This is a genomic window from Nocardia carnea, from assembly GCF_029868855.1.
Lineage (GTDB): Bacteria > Actinomycetota > Actinomycetes > Mycobacteriales > Mycobacteriaceae > Nocardia > Nocardia carnea_A.
In genome coordinates this window covers 1-4890 of sequence record NZ_JARWOV010000092.1, presented here as the reverse complement: position 1 = coordinate 4890, position 4890 = coordinate 1, and the positions used below count along the sequence as shown (strand labels likewise).

At 68.1% G+C, this 4890-nt stretch carries 4 protein-coding genes and 1 pseudogene; 3 read left to right on the top strand and 2 right to left on the bottom strand.

Translation table 11 applies throughout. The features are described 5' to 3' along the window. Nucleotides 1–171: 171 nt before the first annotated feature. The gene (locus QH195_RS08845) at nt 172–441 is read left to right on the top strand and encodes a squalene/phytoene synthase family protein (protein ID WP_348537348.1); all 270 of its coding nucleotides are present in this window, start codon (nt 172–174) and stop codon (nt 439–441) included. Between the two features lie 254 nt (nt 442–695). Here QH195_RS08845 and QH195_RS08840 read toward each other — a convergent pair whose 3' ends face one another. Continuing rightward, on the bottom strand, nt 696–1064 hold the full coding sequence (locus QH195_RS08840; protein WP_280424826.1) for an Rv2175c family DNA-binding protein: 369 nt from the start codon (nt 1062–1064) through the stop codon (nt 696–698). A gap of 123 nt (nt 1065–1187) precedes the next feature. Between QH195_RS08840 and pknB the strand changes: the two genes are divergently transcribed. Continuing rightward, nucleotides 1188–3119, top strand: coding sequence for a Stk1 family PASTA domain-containing Ser/Thr kinase (gene pknB, locus QH195_RS08835; RefSeq protein ID WP_280434993.1), 1932 nt, complete (start codon nt 1188–1190; stop codon nt 3117–3119). Between the two features lie 42 nt (nt 3120–3161). On the opposite strand, the gene QH195_RS08830 is transcribed toward pknB, so the two are convergent. Next, nucleotides 3162–4547 (bottom strand): class II 3-deoxy-7-phosphoheptulonate synthase, encoded by a 1386-nt coding sequence (locus QH195_RS08830; RefSeq protein WP_280424830.1) that lies wholly within the window; start codon nt 4545–4547, stop codon nt 3162–3164. 125 nt (nt 4548–4672) lie between these two features. On the opposite strand from QH195_RS08830, the pseudogene QH195_RS08825 reads away from it, so the two are divergent. Beyond that, nucleotides 4673–4890 (top strand): annotated as a pseudogene (locus QH195_RS08825) (3'-5' exoribonuclease); the annotation flags it as partial.

Genomic DNA, 4890 nt, shown 5'->3' with positions numbered 1-4890 from the left:
GTGCCGGGCGAGTTGCTGATCGGTGGCGCCGGAGTCGCCCCGGGCGAGCGCCGCCGCCCCCAACACACAACCCCCCCCGGGTAAAAATTAGAACCGGCCCCCCCGTATCCCACCCCGGCGCGAGGGCCCAACACCCCGTTTGTTGGGGTGTCACTTCTCTCTTTTGGTGCTGTGCGTCGGGCCGGGGCACCCGGGCTGGGGGGGCCCGCCCCCGCGCTCGCGCATCTCATCGCTGTGAACCGTGACCTCTACCGCCGCGCGTACCCGGGCATCGAACTGCTCAGTCCGCGGGTACGCCCGGGTATCCGCACCGCGGCCACCGTATATGCGGCCATCCTGGACCGTATCGAAGAGAGCGATTACGACGTGTTCGCCCGGCGCGCGGTGGTCCCGGACCAGCGGCGGCTGTGGCTCGCAGTCGGCGCAGCGGTCCGCCGCTGACCGGGTTGCGCGGAATCAGCCGACGGCGCGAACCGCCCGCCATCCGATCCGGGCGAAGTATGGCCGTATGAGCCGTGTTCACGGACGCACGGTCTCCTCCCCCGCCGGATCGGTGCTGCCGGGTGGCCGGGCTGTTGCGCGCACACACCACCGCTGTGCCGCCACCGGCTCTCGTTCCCCGTGGACCGGCAGCGTCTCGCGGATGGACCGACGGGGCGAACACCCACACGCGCCGGCCACGGGGAAAATGCGGCTCAGAACGGGTCGGCGGCGGCGCGGCGCAGCACCTCGCGGGCCAGCGGCCCGTGCAATGCTTCCACGGGTTTACCGGGCAACGTGTCGTCGTCGGTGAAGATCCACTCCAGAATCTCCTCGTCGGTGTACTTGGCGTCGCGCATCACCGTGATCAGACCCGGCAGCGATTTCAGCACCGCACCCGTTTCGTCGAAGAAGATCTCCGGGATCCCCACCACGCCGTCGCGGCGCACGGCGAGCAGCTGGTTGTCCCGCAGCATCTGGTGCACGCGGGTCACCACGACACCCAGGTTCTTCGCGACATCGGGTAACGAGAGCAGTGGTACCGAAGCGGGCAGGACATCGGCACTGCAAGGAAAGGCACTCACGGGAGACAACCGTAGACGCCTGCCGCCCGCACGCGGTGAGACACCCGCACCGGTTCGGCCGATAACATGTGGGAGCCGCATCGGCGGCGACCGTGTGGACACGGTACGAGGGTGGAGAGGTTCGTGACAGCCGGAGGAGAATTGATCGGCGCCGTACTGGATCGGCGCTACCGGATCGACGCGCCGATCGCCCGGGGCGGTATGTCGATGGTGTTCCGGGGTGTGGACACCCGGCTGGGGCGGCAGGTCGCCATCAAGGTGATGGATCCCAAGTTCGCCGGTGATCCACAGTTCCTGACCCGGTTCGAGTTCGAGGCCCGCGCGGTGGCGGGGCTCAAACACCCCTCCCTCGTCGAGGTGTACGACCAGGGCGTGGACGGCGAGTACCCGTTCCTGGTGATGGAGCTGGTCCAGGGCGGAACGCTGCGGGAACTGCTACGCGAACGCGGGCCCATGCCGCCGCATGCGGTCCGCGCTGTCGCCGAACCGGTGCTGGCCGCGATCGGGGTCGCGCACGCGGCCGGTCTGGTGCATCGCGATGTGAAACCGGAGAATGTCCTGATCTCCGACGGCGGCGATGTCAAGATCGCCGATTTCGGGCTGGTCCGCGCCGTCGCCGCCGCCAACACCACCTCCGCCAGCGTCATCCTCGGCACCGCCGCCTATCTCTCACCCGAACAGGTCACCAGCGGTAGCGCCGACGCCCGCAGCGATGTGTACGCCTTCGGCATCCTGATCTTCGAACTGCTCACCGGCAAGGTGCCGTTCACCGGCGACAATTCGCTGTCGGTGGCCTACCAGCGGGTCGAGAACGACGTTCCGAGCCCGAGCGAGTTCATCGCCGGGGTGCCACCCGAATTCGACCGGCTGGTCGCCCGCGCCACCGCCCGCGAACCCGGGCACCGGTTCGCCGACGCCGGCGAGATGGTCGCCGAGCTGCGGTCCATCGCCGCACGCCTGAACCTGCCCGACTACCGGGTGCCCGCGCCACAGGAGTCGGCGGAACACACCAGCGCCCGCCACCCGGTCGCCCGTCCCGTACCCGCGCCCGTCGCCGCGCAGGGTCCGCAACCGACGCGAATGGTGACCACGGCGCAACCACGGAACGAGCCCCCGCCCCCGGCCTATATCCCCCCGCAACGCCCCTCCCAGTACAACTCCTATCAGGAAAGCCACGCCGCCAAACGCCGGAACGCGGTGATCTGGACGGCTGCGGTGGTGGTGCTGACGCTGCTGGTCGGGATCGGCGGTTGGTGGCTGGGTATGGGGCGCTACAACACGGTGCCCTCGGTCGCCGGGATGACGGTCGACCAGGCCACCGCCGAACTCCAGGAGGCCGGTTTCACAACCGGAACCCGCGACAAGGCCTCCGACACTGTGCCTGTCGGAGGGGTGGTGGGCACCGATCCGGGGCCCGGAGCACGGGAGACCAAGGGCTCGACCGTCGACATCCTGGTATCCAGCGGTAAACCCGCGGTCCCCGCCGTCTCACCCGGCGCCGACTGGGACGAGGTCCAGCAGTTGATCCGCGATCAGGGGCTGCAACCGGTCGATGCCGGTGAGGTCGCCAGTACCGCCCCCGAGGGCACACTGGCCCGGATCGATCCGGCACCGGGCACCGTGCTCCCCGCGGGCGCGCACGTCCAGGTCTGGAAGAGCAACGGGTCGAAACCCGTCCAGCTCCCCGATCTGCGTGCCGACACCCCTGAGCAGGCCCGGCAAACGCTCGAGAACCTCGGCCTGACGATCGCGGGTGAACGCCCCGCCTACGACGAACTGGTGGAAGTCGGCCGCGTCATCGGCACCGAACCCGGCGTCGGCACCACAGTCGACGCCGGCTCCGCGATCACCCTGGTGATCTGCGAGGCGGTGACCATGCCGTCTGTGGTCGGCAAATCGGTCAGCGAAGCCCGCCGGACGCTGGAAGGGCTGGGCTTGCAGGTCGAGGTGCGTCAATTCGCACCGCTCGACTCATCGGTTGTGATCTCGCAGAAGCCCGCTGCCAACGCGAACGTCGAATCCGGTGCCTCGGTCTCGCTGGTCGCGGTGCCGTAACTCCCACGCGCGGGAGTTACGGCACCGGAGGCGCCGCAGGAATTACCGCAGCATCTCGGCGACGAGGAACGACAGTTCCAGCGACTGCTGGGTATTCAGCCGGGGGTCGCAGGCCGTCTCGTAGCGACCGGAGAGGTCCAGATCGGAAATGTCCTGGGCCCCGCCGAGGCATTCGGTGACGTCTTCGCCCGTGAGTTCGATATGCAACCCACCGGGGTGGGTTCCGAGGGCGTGGTGCACCTCGAAGAAGCCCTGCACCTCGTCGACGATCCGGTCGAAGTGGCGGGTTTTGAATCCGGTGGAGGATTCGTGGGTGTTGCCGTGCATCGGATCGCACTGCCAGATCACCTGGTGACCGGTGGCCTGCACCTTCTCCACGATCGCGGGCAGTACTTCACGGACGTTCGTATTGCCCATCCGGGAGACCAGCGTCAGCCGGCCGGGCTCGTTGTTCGGGTCGAGCCGCTCCACGTACTCCACCGCCTGCGCCGGTGTCGTCTTCGGGCCGATCTTCAGGCCGATCGGGTTGGCGAGCAGTTCGGCGAACGCGATATGCGCGCCGTCGAGCTGGCGGGTGCGTTCCCCGATCCACAAGAAATGCGCGGACAGGTCGTAGAGGACCGGATCCCCGGCGGAGTTCTCGGCCAGGCGCAGCATGGCGCGCTCGTAATCCAGCACCAGCGCCTCGTGCGAAGCGTAGATACGAGCCGATTTGAGGCTGGGGTCGTTCACCCGGCACGCGGTCATGAACCGGAGGCCGCGGTCGATCTCCTCGGCCAGCGCCTCGTAGCGCGCACCGGCCGGCGACTGTGCCACGAAATCGCGATTCCAGTCGTGCACCCGGTGCAGATCGGCCATCCCCGCGTTGGTGAGCGCCCGCACCAGGTTCATCGCCGCGCTGGCGTTGGCGTAGGCCCGCACCAGCCGGGACGGATCGTGTTGGCGCACGCCGGCCTCGGCGACCAGCGAATTGACCATATCGCCGCGATAGGACTTCAGTCCGAGCGCGTCGGTATCGGACGACCGGGGCTTGGCGTACTGGCCGGCTATCCGCGCCACCTTCACCACCGGCAGACTCGCCCCGTAGGTGAGCACGACGGCCATCTGCAGCAGCGTCCGGATATTGCCGCGGATATGCGGTTCGGTGTTGTCGGCGAAGGTCTCCGCACAGTCCCCGCCCTGCATCAGGAACGCTTCACCGCGCGCGACCTCGGCCAGCTGCTCACGCAGCTCGTCGACCTCGGCGGGCAGGCAGATCGGCGGCACGCTCTCCAGTACCGTCCGCATATTCGCCGCCTGACCGGCGTCCCAGGACGGTTGCTGCAGAGCCGGCCGCGACAACGCGTCATCGAGCCGTTTACGCAGTTCGGCGGGCAACGGCGGCAGCTCGGGCAAACGGTCGATGGGCACGTCGACGGTCCAATTCACCAGTTCAGGATAAGTGGTGGCCGATCCGGGGATATTTCCGGAGGTGGTTCCGGGCGCACCCCGGCGCGTCGGAGCGCGCAACTAAGCTCGGTGCGTTCTGTCAACCACCGAGGGGACCCACCGGTTTGAGGTATTTCTACGATTCGGAATTCATCGAGGACGGTCGTGTGATCGACCTCGTTTCGATCGGTGTCGTCTGTGAGGACGGGCGGGAGTTCTACGCCGTCTCCTCGGAGTTCGATGCCGGTCGGGCCGGGCCCTGGGTGAGCAAACATGTCCTGCCGAAGCTGCCGCCGCAGACATCGCCGCTGTGGCGGACCCGGGCACAGATCCGGGACGAACT